The sequence below is a fragment of the Leptolyngbya sp. ST-U4 genome, from assembly GCF_039962215.1.
Classification (GTDB): domain Bacteria; phylum Cyanobacteriota; class Cyanobacteriia; order Elainellales; family Elainellaceae; genus Leptolyngbya_A.
Map to the genome: position 1 here is coordinate 68,087 of NZ_JAMPKZ010000014.1, position 18,147 is coordinate 86,233.

15 protein-coding genes and 1 pseudogene are annotated in these 18,147 nt (G+C 50.0%); 3 read left to right on the forward strand and 13 right to left on the reverse strand.

Annotated features, from left to right (window positions below; genetic code table 11):
* Positions 1–41: 41 nt before the first annotated feature.
* The 6 genes from NDA02_RS18840 to NDA02_RS18865 all read right to left on the reverse strand — a co-directional run bounded on the left by NDA02_RS18840 (position 42) and on the right by NDA02_RS18865 (position 6,776).
* Positions 42–1,196: a polysaccharide biosynthesis/export family protein gene (locus NDA02_RS18840; RefSeq protein WP_190792550.1), complete on the reverse strand. Its 1,155-nt coding sequence runs from the start codon at positions 1,194–1,196 to the stop codon at positions 42–44.
* A 59-nt stretch (positions 1,197–1,255) separates the two neighbouring features.
* On the reverse strand, positions 1,256–1,975 hold the full coding sequence (locus NDA02_RS18845) for a cyanoexosortase B system-associated protein (protein WP_206755080.1): 720 nt from the start codon (positions 1,973–1,975) through the stop codon (positions 1,256–1,258).
* A 35-nt stretch (positions 1,976–2,010) separates the two neighbouring features.
* A complete protein-coding gene (gene crtB, locus NDA02_RS18850; protein WP_190792548.1) occupies positions 2,011–2,895 on the reverse strand; it encodes a cyanoexosortase B in 885 nt (294 codons plus the stop codon).
* Positions 2,896–3,087: 192 nt separating this feature from the next.
* A complete protein-coding gene (locus NDA02_RS18855) occupies positions 3,088–4,029 on the reverse strand; it encodes a DUF6492 family protein (protein ID WP_190792547.1) in 942 nt (313 codons plus the stop codon).
* A gap of 463 nt (positions 4,030–4,492) precedes the next feature.
* Complete coding sequence (locus NDA02_RS18860) at positions 4,493–5,689, reverse strand: DegT/DnrJ/EryC1/StrS family aminotransferase (protein ID WP_190792546.1); 1,197 nt, start codon at positions 5,687–5,689, stop codon at positions 4,493–4,495.
* A gap of 466 nt (positions 5,690–6,155) precedes the next feature.
* Complete coding sequence (locus NDA02_RS18865) at positions 6,156–6,776, reverse strand: hypothetical protein (protein ID WP_199296620.1); 621 nt, start codon at positions 6,774–6,776, stop codon at positions 6,156–6,158.
* A 560-nt stretch (positions 6,777–7,336) separates the two neighbouring features.
* Here NDA02_RS18865 and NDA02_RS18870 point away from each other — a divergent pair.
* Positions 7,337–9,802 carry a serine/threonine-protein kinase gene (locus NDA02_RS18870; RefSeq protein ID WP_190792545.1) on the forward strand — a complete coding sequence of 822 codons (2,466 nt, stop codon included), beginning with the start codon at positions 7,337–7,339 and terminating at the stop codon, positions 9,800–9,802.
* A gap of 130 nt (positions 9,803–9,932) precedes the next feature.
* Here NDA02_RS18870 and metK read toward each other — a convergent pair whose 3' ends face one another.
* From metK to psbB, 6 genes and pseudogenes are all read right to left on the reverse strand, one after another.
* On the reverse strand, positions 9,933–11,195 hold the full coding sequence (gene metK, locus NDA02_RS18875) for a methionine adenosyltransferase (protein WP_190792544.1): 1,263 nt from the start codon (positions 11,193–11,195) through the stop codon (positions 9,933–9,935).
* A 179-nt stretch (positions 11,196–11,374) separates the two neighbouring features.
* Positions 11,375–12,139, reverse strand: coding sequence for an HAD family hydrolase (locus NDA02_RS18880; RefSeq protein WP_348246760.1), 765 nt, complete (start codon positions 12,137–12,139; stop codon positions 11,375–11,377).
* Positions 12,140–12,242: 103 nt separating this feature from the next.
* Positions 12,243–13,214, reverse strand: coding sequence for a 30S ribosomal protein S1 (locus tag NDA02_RS18885; RefSeq protein ID WP_190792258.1), 972 nt, complete (start codon positions 13,212–13,214; stop codon positions 12,243–12,245).
* Between the two features lie 422 nt (positions 13,215–13,636).
* A pseudogene (gene nrdR, locus NDA02_RS18890) lies at positions 13,637–14,080 on the reverse strand (transcriptional regulator NrdR); the annotation flags it as partial.
* Positions 14,081–14,307: 227 nt separating this feature from the next.
* Entirely contained in the window at positions 14,308–14,406 is a 99-nt protein-coding gene (locus NDA02_RS18895; RefSeq protein WP_190792260.1) for a photosystem II reaction center protein T, read from the reverse strand.
* 127 nt (positions 14,407–14,533) lie between these two features.
* Positions 14,534–16,066, reverse strand: a complete 1,533-nt coding sequence (psbB, locus tag NDA02_RS18900; protein ID WP_348246761.1) for a photosystem II chlorophyll-binding protein CP47 — start codon at positions 16,064–16,066, stop codon at positions 14,534–14,536.
* Between the two features lie 352 nt (positions 16,067–16,418).
* Between psbB and NDA02_RS18905 the strand changes: the two genes are divergently transcribed.
* Both NDA02_RS18905 and psbM read left to right on the forward strand, forming a co-directional pair.
* A complete protein-coding gene (locus NDA02_RS18905) occupies positions 16,419–16,718 on the forward strand; it encodes a 2Fe-2S iron-sulfur cluster-binding protein (protein ID WP_347277914.1) in 300 nt (99 codons plus the stop codon).
* A gap of 76 nt (positions 16,719–16,794) precedes the next feature.
* The gene (gene psbM / locus NDA02_RS18910; protein WP_190793851.1) at positions 16,795–16,905 is read left to right on the forward strand and encodes a photosystem II reaction center protein PsbM; all 111 of its coding nucleotides are present in this window, start codon (positions 16,795–16,797) and stop codon (positions 16,903–16,905) included.
* Positions 16,906–17,114: 209 nt separating this feature from the next.
* On the opposite strand, the gene NDA02_RS18915 is transcribed toward psbM, so the two are convergent.
* The gene (locus tag NDA02_RS18915) at positions 17,115–17,963 is read right to left on the reverse strand and encodes a universal stress protein (RefSeq protein WP_190793850.1); all 849 of its coding nucleotides are present in this window, start codon (positions 17,961–17,963) and stop codon (positions 17,115–17,117) included.
* Positions 17,964–18,147: the final 184 nt, after the last annotated feature.

Genomic DNA, 18,147 nt, shown 5'->3' on the forward strand with positions numbered 1-18,147 from the left:
GAGTGTCCTGCCGAATCGCGGTTGATCTTAACGTCTGAGCTTTAATCACTTGATCTCGATTCCCCTGACGGACCAAACAAACTTGCCGCACTGTTGCCAAGCGACTGAAAAAACAGCAAAAATCCCAGCACATCGCGAAATGGCTGCGTGAACGTATTCAGCGCATAGGTAATTCGTGCTACCCAGTTCCGACCAATCACAATCACATCGTCGTTTTCCAACATCGGGTCTTGCGTCGAGTCACCGAGCATCGCCTTTTTGCCGTCTAGCTCCTGACTCACGGCTTTTTGCTGCTGTTCATCAAACCGCACCAACCCCACATTGCGAATGTCAGCACTATTGAGATCGATCGATATTGCAGTCAGGGCATCGAGAAACCGACTGCCGCTCGGCAGCGCTAAACTTCCCATCGCGCCTCCATTTCCGGCAGCGTAATTCATAATCCGAATCTGAATTTGCTGCTGTGCCAGGGTGGATTGCGCCATCAGCATCCGGTTATAGCCCTCATCGCTGGTGCGTGAAGGAATCACGATCGTATCGCCATCGCTTAGCCGCACATCCGGTAGGGTTCGAGACTGGGAAAAGGGCGTGTACAAGTCAATTTCTCGATCGCGCACCGAGCCATCGGGCATTTGCCGTTGTACCCGAACCGATCGCAAATCTGCCTGTCCGCTGGTTCCGCCTGCTGCAATCAACGCTGAGGTCAACTGCGGCGACTGCAACGGATAAAAGCCCGGACGCACCACCTCACCCACGATCGTTACTGAAACCGGACGTTGCCCCACTAGCATCAGATCGATTTGCGGCTGAATTACAAAGCGATCGAGCGCGGTTTGAATTTTCGCTTTTGCTTCTTCCAGGGTTAACCCCTCTAATGGCAACGCGCCCACCAGGGGAATCAGCAGATTGCCCGCCGGATCGATCGTGTTCTGAAAGGTCAGATCAGGAAAGCGAAAGACATTCACAAACAGCGAATCGCCTGCTCCTAAACGATATTCATCAAACTCATCAGCCGATTGGGAAACTTCCTGGAAAATATCGGTGATTGAGGTAGGTACTTCTCTAGAAGGCAGCCTTTGGGGGTCTGCTGAATTGATCGGCATCTCCGAGTTGGCTTGAGCTGCCTGATAAAAGACGCTTGCCTGGGTCGCCCAGAACAGCGAAGTAAGCGAGAGGATTATGAGTTGGCGAAACATAGGGATCAGGTGTGCGGTCTACAGGAAGCAATCACCCTGACAGCAAAATCAATCACAGCCTATGGTGAAGGCTGAAGGGCAGTTTCAGTCAAAGCAGTCTGAATTTGCTGTGCCAGGGTTTCGAGTGGAAGACGCACCGTTTCAATGTTTCCCAAAGGAGCGATTGGCTGCATCACACTGACGGCAATCCAAGCAAGTGGCTGCTCGGTTTTCCACTGCGTTATCTGGTTTGCCCAAAACCAGTTGGTCGGGGAAGGACTGCCGCCCGTTGACCAGGCATACCACTGCATCACGGCATAGGTGCGTTCCTTTGTCCAGCCGCGCAGGAATCGAGCCTTCACTGGAATCGACTGTCCATTTGAACCAGTCACCCTAAACTCGATCGATCGCGCTGAGTCTGTCTTCCACTGCTGGAGTCCGTTGATATCCATCCAGTCCACCTGAGGCAAATCGCGAATCCAGGTTTGGGGACGCAGCAGCAGCAGGGTTGTGGTTTGCGGTGTGGCAAGTGCGGCTTCTGCTTCAGGCATGATTGCCTCAGTGGGGAAAGTGCTTCGCATCGCCTGCGCTGACCAGCTATGTCCGCCAATTTTGATCGATCGCTGGTTCAGCGTTTGCCAGCCTTTCAAGGCAAGTCCCTGTTGCTGAATCTGTTTGAGCTGCTTGACCTGCGCGAGTTCGGGCAAATGATTCCACGTCCAAGCTTGCGTCCAGTAGTTTGGCACAACGATCGCCACAACGATTGCCAGTGTAAATAAGACGATGCTTTGTTTGATCACAGCCCATTTCATTACAGTCATTCGAAATGAAATCATCAGAAATCTGTGGGTTGAGGAGCAGTATCGTTTGATTGGCGATCGATCCAGCGCATTAGCAGCACAATCAGCCCCAGCAGCACAGTGGAAAACAGATCGCCGCCCCAGCCGTCATGCAGCCAGTGAAAACCCGCCTCCTGCGCTGTGCCGTAAAAGTAGGTCAATAATGCATTGCGAATAATATTAGCAATCAGATTCAGCAGCAAGATTCCCGCTAGTAGCCGCATCACCTGTGAGCGAGACATCCGTGCTCCTGTCCAGTAGAGCAAAATCATCCCCACATAAAGGCTGGTAAACAGCATTTTTAGCCCCGCACAGTAGGGAGCAACTTCTACCACGCGATCGTTTACAAACAGGTAAATCTCATCCACCCGCACCGGCATTCCCGCTTGCACCAGCAAAAACCCTGCAACTCCGGCAATAAAACGCTGAAGCGGCAGGGTATAGGGTACGAGCAAATAGGGAACTGAGTTGGGCGTTGCTAGCAGCACCAGCAGCAGTGGAAATGCCTGAAGCCGCAGACCGGGAATCCCCTTCAGCCACAGACAAAGCCCCGCCAGCAAAATCGGCAGTGACAGATTAATCGCGTCCGGGAGCGGGCTGAGATACCAGACCAAGCCCAGCGTCAGCAGCACCATGCCGCCAAGGTGAGTGCGATCGGGTAAGGTCTGCCAGCGATGCCGTTTTGACCAGACCAGATAGGCAGCAAAAGGCAAGCCTAGCAGCCCGTGGCTAAAGTATTCATGCTCGGTGCTGATGGATTTGTTGATCCAGCCATCGATCCAGTGCAGCAGCAGCGGCGTGTACAGTAACAGCAGCAAACCGCCGATCGCCAGTATGGGCAATTGTTGAGGAAGTGCATCGAGTTTTTGCCTGACGTGCATAAGCGCAGGAAATGCTTTTCAGAATGGCTGTTTCTAGCATTCCCGCAACTGCCTTCCAAACACCAAGACCCGTCATCCTCAAATAAACGTCCTCCCCCAAAAATTTTGAAAGCCTCTCAAGCGGGAGGCACTTCATCTGAAAACTGCTGTGAAGTTATGGACATTACTGAGTAGACGAGTAGACGAATAGAATTATTCTGCGAATTCCTGCAACAGGGCAACCTTGTCCTGACCGCCCTGCTTGCTCAAGAAAAGGTAATTTTGAAATTCCTTGATCGACAAATCGAGAGAACTCTTTGCTGATATCATGACAGCCGGATGACCAGAGCGTTGAGCTTCCTGAAAAAACTCCTTTAGCTCCTCGTTGGACATTGGGCGCTCTTCCCAATAACACCAGCACACTTTTTGCAAATGATCGTCGTAGTGCCCAGCGTTTTCTCTCATTACATAGCTTACAAACAACCCGTAGAGAACGTACTCGGACAAATGCTTTACTCTAGTAACGACCTCTAGCCAGTCCTGCTGAAAGTTCTCCTCAAGCAATCGATACAGTTGGATTAAAGTATCACGTCTCCAGGTAACAATCTGGCTAATGTAGAAGTCATAGTAGTTGTTTTCCAGGGGCAAATTAAGTAATTTCTTGGCAGTATCCTTCCATTTTCTGCTCTCCTCAAATTCGTGATCGCTAGAGTGGTTCACTCGAAAGATTCGGGCTTTATCGCCTTTCGTTAATGCTCGAGGATCAAAGGAGTTAATGAATGCAACATCTGAGTCAACAAATATGAGAATGTCCTCTTTTACATACTGCGCTGCTGCTAGTTTCACAATCTGCTGAACTAACCATCCTCGCAGCAAAAAGTTACCTGATTGGTAACCTTTCAGATTTAGCCAAATATTTTTTCGGTCAAAGAAAGGAACTCGCTTAATCCAAAAGGGAAGAATTTCTTCTTTGGTTAAGATGATTATATTTTCATTAGATAGCTGCTGAAAAAGATCAAAGTCTTTTTTCTCGACAACGATGTAATGTTTTACTGGGAAAGCTACGAACTGCTTGATGCTCCAACACAGTAGCTTGCATCTTTGAAAATCTGGCGCATAGCTGGGGGTAATAAATGCAAAAGAAAAGATGCTCATTGTTTTCCCAGGTACTGGCAGTGTTATTTACAAGATACTGGGCTATCCGTAAGTATTCCAGTGCTTCACAAAACCTTTATGAAGGCATCTGTAAAAATATGTAGGAAACTTATCCTAACTCCCTACAATTGTTCCTGGTAATCATGTGCTGTGCCAGCAAAACACTGAGTAGAAGGCGGTTTGACAGCCTTTTAGTGAATCAGGGTAACGATCACAATCTCATTCGGACATTAGAGAATCCAGGCGATTACTTAAGCTGCCCCTAGCTCTTTAGTTTTCGGTATAGTTCATTACTTTTGGAAGGAATCAAACCTCGTTTCCTTCTGTCTTGATAGAAGAAGGTAAATCAAGGATTAGAGCTTCTAAAACTTTTTACTTCCAAAGATAGTTGGCATACTCCAAGTGAGGGCTAGGGGAGCAGGTTTGTGTTCTACTTAATAATGCCAGGCTGCAAATTTACGCTTTATCCTGCTAGCAGCGATCGATCCGCCTGAAATTCCATCGCTGGATGTGAGGCAAGGATCGACTGCTTCATCAGGGATTCGATCGCGCTGACCACCTGCTGAATCTGTGAGTCTGCCATACCCGGATAGAGCGGCAGCGACAAAATCTCCTGGCTCATTAGTTCTGCGGCGGGAAAGTCACCTGCGCGATAGCCAAGATGCTGGTAGGCGGGCTGAAGATGGCAGGGAATCGGATAGTGAATGCCCGTTTGAATGCCGAGTTCGGTCAGTCCGGTTTGCAGTGCGATTCGATCGATTGTGCAAGCCTGGGTCACACGAACCACATACAGATGATAGACATGACCCGGACCGCTCTGGTTCTTAATCGGCACAATGCCGTATTCTGCAAGCGGCTGAAGCAAAGCGTCATACTGCTGAGCAATTCGGTAGCGATCGGCATTCCAGGCAGCCAGATGAGGCAGTTTCACCTTGAGGACGGCAGCCTGAATCGAGTCCAGCCGGCTGTTTGTGCCCAGATCGGTGTGAAAGTATTTGCGGAGTGCGCCGTAGTTGCGAAGCGATCGCAAGGTTTGCGCCACAATCTCTTCCGAAGTAAGCACGATACCCCCATCGCCGAATGCTCCCAGATTCTTGCTGGGGTAAAAGCTAAACGCCGCCGCGCTGCCAATCGAGCCTGCTTGATAGCCCTCCCGCGCTGCCAAGTGCGCTTGGGCAGCATCCTCGAAAATCAGCAGGTCATAGGCACTGGCGAGATTCAGCAGTGCACTAGGCGACACCATTTGCCCGTAGAGGTGAACTGGGACGATCGCCCGTGTCCGGTAGGTGATTGCCTTCTCGGCTGCCAGCAAATCGATCAGCCCAGTTTCCAGATTGCAGTCTACCAGGATTGGCGTTGCCCCCGTTCGCAGTACCCCAATCAGTGTGGCAACAAAGGTATTTGCTGGCAGCAGCACTTCATCGCCCTGGCCAATTCCACAAGCTTGAAGCCCCAGCGCAACTGCATCTGTGCCGCAAGCCACCCCAACCCCATAGCGAGTTCCGCAAACTTGAGCAAAGGCAAACTCAAACTCACTTACTGCTTGCCCCAAAACATAGTCGCCCTGCTCGATTACCGATCGAATTGCCTGTTCAAGCTCTTGTTGAAGCGGCTGCTGGAACTGAAAATCAACAAATGGAATGAAAGAAGAATGATTCATAAACCCAAGAAATTCTGAAAGGAGGGTAACCAGGGAAACATCATGAGCAATGGGAAGACGATAAGTAATAAGCAAGAGCAGCAAACAAGCATATCTGACCCACTGCAATCGAAAAAAGCTGGAATAGAAGCAGTGTTCTAGCTCGGTATACTGCTCACCAAACGACTGCTCACCAAAATACTGCTCACTGAACGACTCAAGTTACCTGATGAGGATACGGTTCGCGAGAATACAGTCCGCAATTCTGCAAGAGTTCTGCAAGAATCCGGCCTGCAAAGAACTTACTGTGCCTAATGGGGCTGTGCCTAATAGGGGCGATATCTCTAGTTATGTCGGATCTTGTGTAATTTTAGATACAGATTGATAGTGAAGAGTCGATAAAGACTTTTTTCCAGGGTTTCAGAATTAGGATTTCAAACTATGTTCTGAAACGCATTGCTTCTATCGTATTTGTTTCATCCAATCGCTAACTCCGATCGCGCAACTCTGTTTCTAGCTTATTGATATCTTCCGGCAGAAAAACGTAGATTTGACCACTGTACGCCTCGCCGCTTCGCGTTTGCGCTGTTTCCATCCAGTAGGCATAGCGATCGCCCTGGCGAATTTCTCCTTGAACCGATTCCAGCAGAGGAGTGTCACGATTCGTTGCGGCTTGCTGCTGCTCCTCCGTGGGATAGCGGTACACCAGGTTTCCCTGCACAAAATCCTGATAAATGTCATCGCCGTAGACGCTGCGAAGAGTTGAAGCAAGGCGATCGAATGTTACGCCATTGGTCATGTCAAACAGGGTAATGCGCTCTGTTCGAATTGTGCCCCGGCTCTCTAGAGCGGCTGCGCGTCCGGGTGAAGCGGTGAGTGCTTCAAAGGAAAATCGGCGGGCAGGCGTATCGCTTTTTCGCACAAGCAGCGTTTCGCCACTGGCAGGACGAAGGGCAGAATTGGCTTGAATCCATGCGGCCGCTTGATCAACCGTTTGCCCCGGAAGTGCCATTGCGCGATCGTTTCGCAATGAAAATTGCCCGATATCGGTAATCATCAGCAAAACACTGGCGAAAACAAGCTGAAATCCAAATCGAAGCTTCTTCATGCGTCCTTTGTTAACCTGAACGATTACAAGTATGCTTCTAACGTGCCCACATCAACCCATTGATGCACTCCCCTGCGCGAATTACAAGGAGCCCCAGGACGGGCGAGTGTAGCCCACGCAGTTTCAAGACTTAACGCTTTCAACTTTAATCACAGCAGAGTGTTCAACGCAAGGGATGAAAAAAGGTATCAAAAAGAACAGACATCCTCTACTGCAAAGTTACTGCTCACAACTTTACTAAACACTCTTTGAAACGTGACAGAACTGAATAAATCTATTAATCAAGCTTTTTGCTCTCTCGGTACCTATGTGAATTGATACTTTTGATGCTTCTTCTCCGGAATGAAGCAATACTCATCACATCTCGATCTGGATGATTCTGCTATCCTACTATCGTGACTAAATCAGTGTGTCCGGAACAGGTGCTACTACCGTTTAGAAAAAGCCATCGCAGGATGAGGGGGAAAATCCCCTTGCGAATCGATATTAGAGTTTGATAAATCTATCCAGACTCTTGTGCAAGCAAGCATTTGTGGAAGCATTGAGCAAGGAGCTAGAGGGTGACGTCAAGCGTAGAGTTGGTTCCCGGCACGGTAGTAAATCACCGCTATCATATTCAGCGCGTTCTTGGACGGGGCGGTTGTGGACGGACTTATTTGGCGATCGATCGATGTCGCTTTAACGAGCTGTGCGTTCTTAAAGAATTTGTGCCCAATCACCAGGGCGACCCGGTGGTTGCTTCAAAACTGCGTCAGCTCTTTCGGCGAGAGGCGGCAATTCTGCACAAGCTCGATCATTCGCAGATCCCCAAGTTCTATGCAGGATTTGAGCTAAATGATCGGCTGTTTATCGTTCAGGAGTTCATCGATGGCAAAACCTACTGGAAACAGCTTCAGGAACGAAAACAGCAGGGTGAAGCGTTTACGGAACAGGAAATTGTGCCCTGGCTTCGCAGCCTCCTGGAATTGCTTGACTATCTACACAGCCAGAAGATTGTGCATCGGGACATTTCGCCCGACAACATCATGCTTTCCCGCAGGCGCAATCTCCCAGTTTTGATCGATTTTGGCGTGGTTAAGCAAACGACCCAGGCAGAGCTGATTCCTCAAAGCTCTGGGCTGATTCAGGCTTCTGTCGCAGTTGGCAAAGTCGGCTACGCGCCCTACGAGCAGATTCGGATGGGGCAGTGCTCGCCACGCAGCGATCTCTATGCCCTGGCAGTTACCGCCGTTGTGCTGTTGACTGGGCAATCGCCGCACCTGCTGATGAATCCAAAAACGCTGGACTGGCAATGGCATCGCAGGGTTAAGCTCGATCGCCGCTTTATGCAGATCCTCGATCGCATGATGGCAGAACGCCCCACTGATCGTTACCCCTCGGCTCGTGCTGTTCTACGGGATTTGTCAGGTCTGCCGACAGGTTCTCATTCTGAGTCAATCAGCTTCCTGTCTCGCCCGCAGCCGATTCGAACTGCGCAACCTGAGGAGAGTTCCGTCCGAAATGCCCAGCCTGAGCTGACCCTGCTCCAGTCCTCGGTTTCCTTTCTGACGATCGCGACTGACTCCACCCAGATCGAATCCGCTTCTAGTCGAACTCGCCTGACATTGGCTTCCCAGGTTGCTTTGTCTTCAACTTGTGTGCCGCTTCCCCTGACCGATCTCAATCCGCTGACATCGGGGCAGCTAGGCAGCGCGATTCCTCCATACGAGAACCAGCTTCGCTTCGCTCCTAGGACAGGATATTCAAAGATTTGGGTTAGGCAGAAACCAGCCTGGTTTGAGCGATCGGTTAGTCAAGCGCTCATGGTTGCCTCACTGCTGCTGCTACCAGTAGCAGGAATTGTGGTCGGAGTCCAGTCACCCCACATCACGCCTTTGTGTGCACCGCTGGGCAACTGTGCAGGACTTCAGGTAGCAGAGCGATATCGGCAGGCGATTGAGCAGGCAGCGAGTGCAAAAACGCTGATGTCGCAGGCTCAAACCGTGCTTGATTTGCAGCGTGCCCGCGATCGGCTCTCTGAATCCTTGGCACAGCTCAGCACGTTCAGCACAGACCCTCAAATTCAGCCCCAGGCAGTCAATCTGGTGCGGCAGTATCAGGCGGTCTTTCAGGGGCTAGAAGTCCACCTTGAACAAGAAGCGCGGGCAGAACAGCTCCTAAAACGAGCAGAGGCAGAAGCTCAGCAAGCCGCAGCGCAAAGCCATACCGCAAAAACGGCTCAGCAGTTGATCGGTGCAAAGCAGCAGTGGGAAAAAGCAGTTGCAACCCTTAAGGCAATTCCTGAGCGAGCATTTGTGACAAAACAGGCGAAATCGCGTTCAGAAGAATATCGAACTCGCCTTAAGGCAGTTGACCTACGGCTAGCAGCAATGCCGCAGTTTCTAAAGCCAGATCAGTCTCTAAAACTCGATCGATTGGTGGCTCAAGGGCAACCTGCCATACAGGCGCAACCGTCCATTACAAGTGCTTCTGCTGCTCCTGCTGTGCCGCAGCCTACGGCTGTTCAGCCAGCTCAGACCAATAGCTCATCCCGGTCTGTTGCTCGTGTGCCTCAGCCATCCCGTGCTCAGGCATTAAAGCGATCGTCTCAGGTAAGGGCTGCATCTCGCTCACAGCCGCCTCGCCGCTCCTCACCAATACCGCGTCTGGCCATGGCAACGCATCGATCGAGCCAGGTCTTTATTTGGGTCGATCAAGCCTTGGTTAATTCTGATGGAGTGCCGACCGCCAATCTCCGTATTGTCAACAATAGCGATCGAGCATTTAGCTTTAGTCCTGTCTATGCTGAGGTGCAAACGGCTGAAAACCAGATGCTTCGCTCCAGAGTTTTGCTGACCAGCACCTCTGAAACTGTGCTGCAGCCTGGAGAAGCGATGTCAGGCTCAGTCTCGCTGCTCGATCGCAACTGGAATTCTTCGCATCCGAGGCAGGCAACACTGGTGATTCAAGAACGGGCAAGCGGCAATCGCGTGTTTCGCATTCCCCTACCAATGAGCCTTGTGGGATGGTATTCCTCTAATCGCTGAAGCAGCAAAAATCGCTAAAGCAGCAAAAAAGAGGGACAACGATCCCTCTTTACTTTTCAAACTAAAATTCAAACTAGAAATTGTCAGTTGAATATCAGTTGAAATTGTCAGCCAACATGGGTTCTAAAGCTTACACGGTTGCTCTCGAAAGCAACTGGTCTGCCGCTGCTCGTAAAAGCTCTGCCTTATCCGTTTGCTCCCAGGGCAACTCCAGATCGTTACGTCCAAAGTGACCGTAAGCAGCAACCTCCTGATAAAACCGTCCGCCCCGCTCACCCGGAATATTTCGCAATCCAAACGTTTGAATAATACCTGCCGGACGCAGTTCAAAGTGCTGTTTCACTAGCTCTAGCAGGCGATCGTCATCAATCTTGCCAGTGCCAAAGGTTTCCACCAGGATACTCACCGGACGCGCGACCCCGATCGCATAGCTGAGCTGAACCTCGCATCTTTCCGCCAGCCCGGCTGCCACGATATTTTTGGCGACATAGCGGCAGGCATAGGCAGCACTGCGATCAACCTTTGTGGGATCCTTGCCAGAGAAAGCCCCTCCACCATGCCGGGAATAGCCGCCATAGGTGTCCACAATAATCTTACGCCCAGTCAAGCCTGCATCGCCCTGAGGTCCACCAATCACAAACTTTCCTGTCGGGTTGACCAGATAGCGAGTGCGATCGTCCGGCTTGACTTCCAGATCATTAAAGCAAGGTTCCACAACTAGCGACCACAGATCCTCCCGAATTTTTGCCTGAATTTCAGCCAGGTCTGTAATCTCACCAATCTCAGGGGCATGCTGCGTGGAGACGAGAATTGTGTCAATTCCAACAGGTTTACCGTCTTCGTAGATCACCGTCACCTGTGTTTTACCATCAGGACGCAAATAGGCAAGCTGTCCTGTTTTCCGAATGGCGGCTAGCTTCCGAGCGATCCGGTGAGCCAAACAAATTGGGAGCGGCATCAATTCGGGGGTTTCGTTGCAGGCAAAGCCAAACATCAAACCCTGATCGCCAGCCCCAACCGCATCCAGTGCTTCTTCGCTGGACTGTTCACGGGTTTCCTGTGCGTGGTTTACTCCCTGAGCAATATCGGGAGACTGTTCATCCAGCGCAACGAGGACAGCGCAGCTACTGGCTGAGAAGCCATTTGTTGCATCGGTGTACCCGATTTCAGCAATCTTTTTGCGTGCCAAATCCACATAATTGACCTGCGCCTTTGAAGTAATTTCGCCCGTGATTAACACCAGACCGGTGTTCACGACAACTTCTGCCGCAACGCGGCTGGCAGGATCTTGAGCTAACAGCGCATCCAGGATCGTATCCGAGATCTGGTCGCAGACTTTATCGGGATGACCTTCCGTAACAGATTCCGATGTGAACAGGTAACGACGTGCCAAGGCAACAACCTCTCCTAACGCTAGAGTCAGAGATAAGTATAATCAGGGAAGGGAATAAATTGATATCCTTCCTGAACGGAGCGACAATCTCAGCTTAACCGAATTCTGGAATCCTTTCGGATAACCAGCTCTTTTGTAAAGCAATAAATTCCCCCAGTAGGTTTACTGATTTGGTCATTCTAAATAATTTGAATTTGATCAAGCTGATTCACTAAAACAGTAGCATTGGTCAGATTCGGTTTGCTCGACCATCCCCCGGTCATGCCAATACAGCCGAGCATCTGAGCTGTTTTTGCAATTTGGATATCAATCTGAGAATCGCCAACTATCAGAGTTTGTCCTGGAACTGTTCCTAATTTCAGTAGAACCTGCTCCAGTAGCATTGGATCGGATTTGCTCAAATTCTCTCGAACACCGATCGCAATCTGAAAATAACGGCTTAACTCGTAAGTAACGACAAAATCATCTACGTTGCTTTGGCTATCAGAAGACAAAATTCCGAGCCTGATTCCCGCATGAGTGAGCTTTTGTAGGAGTGGTACTGCACCCGGCAAGAGTGGAGTTTGCTTTGCTTTTGGCTGACTCGATCGATCCGCAGCTTGAAACGCTTCTTGAACCAGGGCAAGTGACTGTGTCCAGCCTCGTCCCGTTGCAGCACTATAGGCGGCAGCAGCGATTGCGTTCTCTTGCCTGCTTCCAACTGCCATCAGCCCTGCCGGATTCAGGCAATAACCTTGGGGGGAGGCTTGAGCATTACCTTTCTGAATACCAAACGCATCCAGCAGCAAAGCTTCAATTCCTGGAACGCGAGCATCAATCAGGCGCGATCGACAGCAGGCAAGCTTACAAAGGAACGCTTCCACATTTGCCAGAGTGCCGTCCTTATCAAAAATTACCGCTTCAACGTTAGTGAAGGTGACTTTCCCACACTGAATTGTTGCCACCTCGCTTCCCTCCCAATATCACCTCAAAAAAAATTAGGGAGAGAAACCCCTCCCCAACTTAACCGATGAGATATATAAGACAAGACGTTCAGCAATCGATCGCCTAGTCCTCAGTTGCAGCCGGCAGCTCTTCCTCAAGCACAACGTCTTCTACCGCTTCTACCGCAGCAGCCTGAGGCTGAGATTGCTGCAACATACGTTCCCGATACTTTGCAGCCATTTCCTCTGCTTTCTCGTACACCACATCTGGATTCTTCACCATATCGCCCGGTTCGGGTTCAAGCTGCTTAGTCGAGAGCGAAATGCGACCCCGCTCTGCATCCAGATCGATGATCATGACCTTGACCTCATCATTCACGTTAAAAACGCTATGAGGCGTATCAATATGGTCATGGGAGATCTCAGAGATGTGCAGCAGACCACTGACACCGCCGATATCAATAAATGCACCGTAGGGCTTTAAGCCACGCACCGTTCCGATCACAACTTCGCCCACTTCTAAGCGGTTCATCTTTCGCTCAACTAGCGCACGACGATGGCTCAGAACCAGACGGTTTCGGTCCTCATCCACTTCCAGAAACTTAAGAGGAAGTTCTTCGCCTACGAGTTCTTCCTTTGGTTTGCGGGTGCTGATGTGAGAACCAGGGATAAATCCACGTAATCCTTCAATGCGAACCAGTGCGCCTCCTCGGTTTGTAGCGAAGACGGCAGAGCGCACCGTAGCATCTTCAGCCTGAAGCTGACGCACCCGCTCCCATGCCCGCATATATTCTATGCGCCGAATCGACAGGGTAAGCTGTCCATCCTCATTCTCATCAGTCAGAATGAAAAATTCGCGGGTTTCGTTGGATTGCAGCACCTCTTCCGGGTTTTCAATCCGGTTGATCGACATTTCCTGGATTGGAATGTAAGCTGCTGTCTTAGCACCAATGTCAATCAGAGCCCCCCTCGGCTCAATGCTAAAAACGGTTCCAGCAACAATGTCGCCGGGGTTGAAGTGATAGTCGTATTGATCGAGGAGAGCCGCAAAATCCTCGTGAGTAAAGCCAATTTCCGTTACTTCCTGATTGACCATGCGATGTATTTCCTGGTGTTTGTCTCCGTAATAGTAGTGGTCTGTTGACGATTCCCCATTTTAGAACCAAAAGTTTAGAACCCAAAGCTCTGGAACCACAGGAACAGCAACCTGCTGAGCAGAACCGACACGCAAAAAGTTTGGAAGATGCTATCTTCCGTGCTAGACCCTAGACAGATAATCATAGCTCATTTTGGGCAGGATCATACCCTCCCTTCACTGACTTGCCTAAAATGGTGAAGTGGGAGAGAAAAGCGTTAAAGGAAGGCTCTTTAAAGACCCTCCTTCAGGCGAGATCACCGAGGCACAGAGTTGAGGGCTGGAGAAGTCGGTTCTTGAGGTTGATTCATTGAATTAGACTCTGCAAAATTATCGCTTTCCAGACTCAGGCTGCCTTCCCGCTTGCTTTTTAACGATCCGGTCTGAAGCTGATTTAGGGTTTCAATAAAATCATGAATGCCCTGAAACTGCCGATACACCGAGGCAAATCGAATATAGGCAACCTCATTTAGTTGCTGCAAATGCTTAAGCACCAGTTCTCCAATTTCATTGCTGGTGACTTCACGAATCGATCGCTGCTGAAGCTCCATCTCAATTTCATCGACCAGATTCTCCAGGTGAGCCGGAGATAAACCTGTTTTCTCACTAGCTCGCATGACGCCTTTTAAAACTTTCGATCGATCGAAGGATTCCCGTTCCCCGTTGCGCTTAATGACAACGATCGGAACAAACTCAATTCGCTCATAGGTTGTGAAGCGGCGATTGCAGCTTAAACATTCTCGGCGGCGGCGAACGCTATGCCCAGATTCTGCTGAACGCGACTCCAAAACCCGGTTGTCTGGAAACTGGCAAAATGGACATCGCATGGCAAACGTCCTCCGCAATGTTAGGCAGATTTAACAACAAAAGTATTCCTAATTCATTAGGAAGTGATGCTACATACAGCCATCATACTGCATTTATAAAAACGATAAAACCTGAGCGAGTTAACTCGATTTAAGGGCTTCAGACCCGATCAAGCGTACTGCTCAGGAATATCGAATTGCTATTTAAAGCGTAGATTGCTGCTCGCGAAAAATCACAGCGATCGAAATTAGTCTTTGGTGATGCGCGGTGGCTCACGAAATGCGATCGCGAAGAACAGAACAAAGATTGCCAACGCCAGAATCAGAATGTATGCAACGCTTTCCATTGTGGAATTCCTCCTATTCAGTGATTGATTTAGCCGTCCGATTCGACCGTACTGTATCGAGGAAAGCTAGAGGCGACAAGGATGAATCAATACCAAACCTGCCGCGCTCCAGCTACTTAGACTTCGACTAGATGGGTGTGGTGCGACGGGACGATTTGTCGCCCAGCTTTTGGTAAAAGCCCCACTCGACTTGCTCTTCTGCTAGATCCGGGTCAATACCTGCAAATACGTCGCGGAATAGTGTCCGAGAGCCGTGCCAAATGTGTCCAAAGAAGAACAGCAGCGCGAACACGGCGTGCCCATAGGTAAACCAACCGCGAGGACTGGTGCGGAACACACCGTCTGAGTTCAGGGTCTCCTGGTCAAACTTGAACCCTTCGCCGAGCTGTGCTTTACGAGCAAATCGCTTCACCACTGCCGGATCAGAGAAAGTTTGTCCATTCAGTTCACCGCCGTAGAAGCTAGCGGTTACGCCAACTTGCTCAAAGCTGTACTTAGACTCTGCACGACGGAAGGGGATGTCTGCCCGGACAACGCCATCTTTATCTGTCAGGATAACCGGGAAAGTTTCAAAGAAGTTAGGCATCCGGCGAACGCTCAGCTCACGACCTTCGCCATCTCTAAAGACAGCGTGACCGAGCCAGCCTTCAGCGATTCCATCACCCTTGTCCATCGGACCAGTACGGAACAAACCACCTTTCGCGGGGTTGTTGCCAATGTAGTCGTAGAACGCGAGCTTCTCAGGAATGTCAGACCAGGCTTCTTCGGGGCTTGCGCCATCAGCAACGTTTGCCTGAACGCGGCGATCGATTTCTTGCTGGAAGTAGGCACTATCCCACTGATAGCGAGTCGGTCCATAGAGTTCGATCGGGGTTGCTGCGCTGCCGTACCACATCGTTCCTGCGACCACGAAGGCTGCAAAGAAGACGGCTGCGATACTGCTAGACAGTACGGTTTCGATATTTCCCATCCGCAGAGCGCGATAGAGCCGCTCCGGTGGACGTACCGCCAGGTGGAAAAGACCTGCGATGATACCAACGACTCCGGCAGCGATGTGGTGTGCCACAATACCACCCGGATTAAATGGATCAAAGCCTTCTGGACCCCAGGCGGGAGCAACAGGCTGCACGCTTCCGGTTAATCCGTAGGCGTCGGACACCCACATGCCCGGCCCAAATAGACCCGTAAGGTGGAATGCCCCGAATCCAAAACAGAGCAAACCAGAAAGGAACAAATGAATTCCAAACATTTTGGGCAAGTCTAGTGCAGGCTCACCCGTACGCGGATCTCTAAAAAGTTCTAAATCCCAGTAGACCCAGTGCCAGCAGGCAGCCAGGAATAGCAAACCAGAGAGAATAATGTGAGCAGCGGCTACGCCTTCAAACGACCAGAATCCGGGGTCAACGCCCGTTTCGCCCGTAATGCCCCAGCCGCCCCAAGAGCTAGTGACGCCGAGACGCGCCATAAAGGGCATCACGAACATCCCTTGCCGCCACATGGGGTTGAGTACCGGATCGCTCGGATCAAAAATTGCTAGCTCGTAGAGTGCCATCGAGCCAGCCCAGCCTGCCACCAGCGCGGTGTGCATCAGGTGTACAGCAATCAACCGTCCTGGGTCATTCAGGACGACTGTGTGTACGCGATACCAGGGTAGTCCCATCGACTACGCTCCTCCTACTATAAATTTCAACGCTTCCTTCAGCCTTTTATTAAGGTGTCTAATACTGGTTAGCCTACCAGATTATCGGAGCACCCGATCGCACGATTGACAACTGTTGCTCAACCTCTTGTCTAATCAGACTTAAGGAGTTTGGAGACTGGATTGTTTTCCTTGAAAAAAACAATTTGGACAGTTTGGCAATCCGCTTGTAAAAATGAAAGTGTATAAAGAAGTGTAACTAGTGCGAGAGGCGAATGCAAGCATGACTCAAACTGGCGCAGAAGAACAATTAACGCCCTCAGAAGCCCCTGATGCAGCGCAAACTCCGGCAAAAGTTTCGTTCGGTGGAACTATTAAGTTTGTTAAAGAAAACAAGGAAGTTATCGTAGCAGACGGAGCTAATCTCCGCTTTAAGGCATTGGAAAACGGGATCGACCTGTACACCTTTATGGGCAAGATGATGAGCTGCGGCGGCTACGGTCAGTGTGGAACCTGCGTTGTTGAAGTTGTGGAAGGGATGGAAAACCTGTCGCCCCGCACGCCAACTGAGGAGCAAAAGCTGAAGAAGCGATCGACAAATTGCCGCCTTGCTTGCCAAACGCTCGTTCACGGCAGTGCCAGCATTGTGACAAAACCCGCTAAGTCGTCCTGATCATTCTGTTTTGGTCAGGTTGAGGTGTATCCTTAGACCATGGATTGTTAACAAAATGATCTAGAGGCTGGGTTTCATGCAAGTTAATGATTTAGGTTTTGTTGCAACGATTTTGTTTGTCCTGGTGCCTGCGGTATTTCTGATTATTCTGTATATTCAAACCGCGAGTCGGCAGAACAACCCGTAAGATTAATCAGTTTGTAGAGTCGTTTATCGGACTACGAATTGGGACTACGAATTGTTTGTCGCTTGAGCAGTCGTGACTCAAGCATAATCGAAAGTGCCAGGGAGCTTATCTTCTGGCACTTTTTAAGTTGATTGGTTGAGGTGAATCAGGGATGCAAAAGCGGTGTGAGTTCAGGCATTCCCTACTTCCAAAAGGCTGAACTGTTGCCGTTAGCTTCCCGATCGCACCAGCAGCACCGGGCAGTTGGCGTACACGCGCACATAGTCTGACAGCGATTGTCCCAGCAGGCGATCGAGATCCGGGAGACCTTTGGCGATTGAAGGACGGCGATCGGGCGAACCGAGAATCAACAGATCGACATTTAATTCTTCAGCCACCTGACAAATCCGTTCGCCAGGCTTGCCTTCCGGCGCAACACACTTGTAATTAATTCCTTGTTTTTTAGCTTCTGTGATTGCTGGAATCAGCACCGGGTCTTCGTTAGGATTTGCAGCAATTTCGCCAGGCTTGAGTTTCAGGTCAGAATTGGCGTGAACCAGAATGAGTTGACCGTTCTTGATGTCTCGCACAAGGGAGATCGCTAGCTTTAGAGAGTCTTTTGAAGCATCTGACTTATCCAGAGCAACCATGACTCGACTAATTTTCTTAACAAAAAGCTCGTCCTTCACGAGCAGCATGGGACGAGATGCAAGCTGAAAAACGTATTGGCTGACTGAGTTTTCTAGAATTGACTGAATCCGCTTTAGACCACGCGAACCCATAATAATGAGATCCGTGTCAATCTCTTCGGCAACGCGACAGACAATATCTTTTGGATCGCCTTCGCGTAGCACTGCATTGACCTGTGCAGGGTCGAGATTCAGGGTTTGGATGGCGTTTGCCAGAATTTTGCCGCCTTCTTCCCATTTTTGAGTCATTCCCTCAGCGGTGACTTGGGGTGAAACGACGTGTAAAACAGTAACCTTGGCATGCTGGATCATGGGAACTTCCATGAGAGCTTTGAGCATCTCTTCGGTATGTCCCATGCCAGAGTTTGCCAGCAAAATTTTTTCTATCATAATTGCTCCTTAACCTTAACCCGAGGCTGCTGATGAGTTCTCGGTCAATCATGAATTGCTCTATGACTCAGTCTAGGACAGCTTGTAGGTAAAGGAATGGACAGAAAAATAATCGTTTCAATTAGTTAAATCAGGTCAATCAATTAGGGCGATTGTTTCTTAATTAGAGAGATTTGTTCTTACA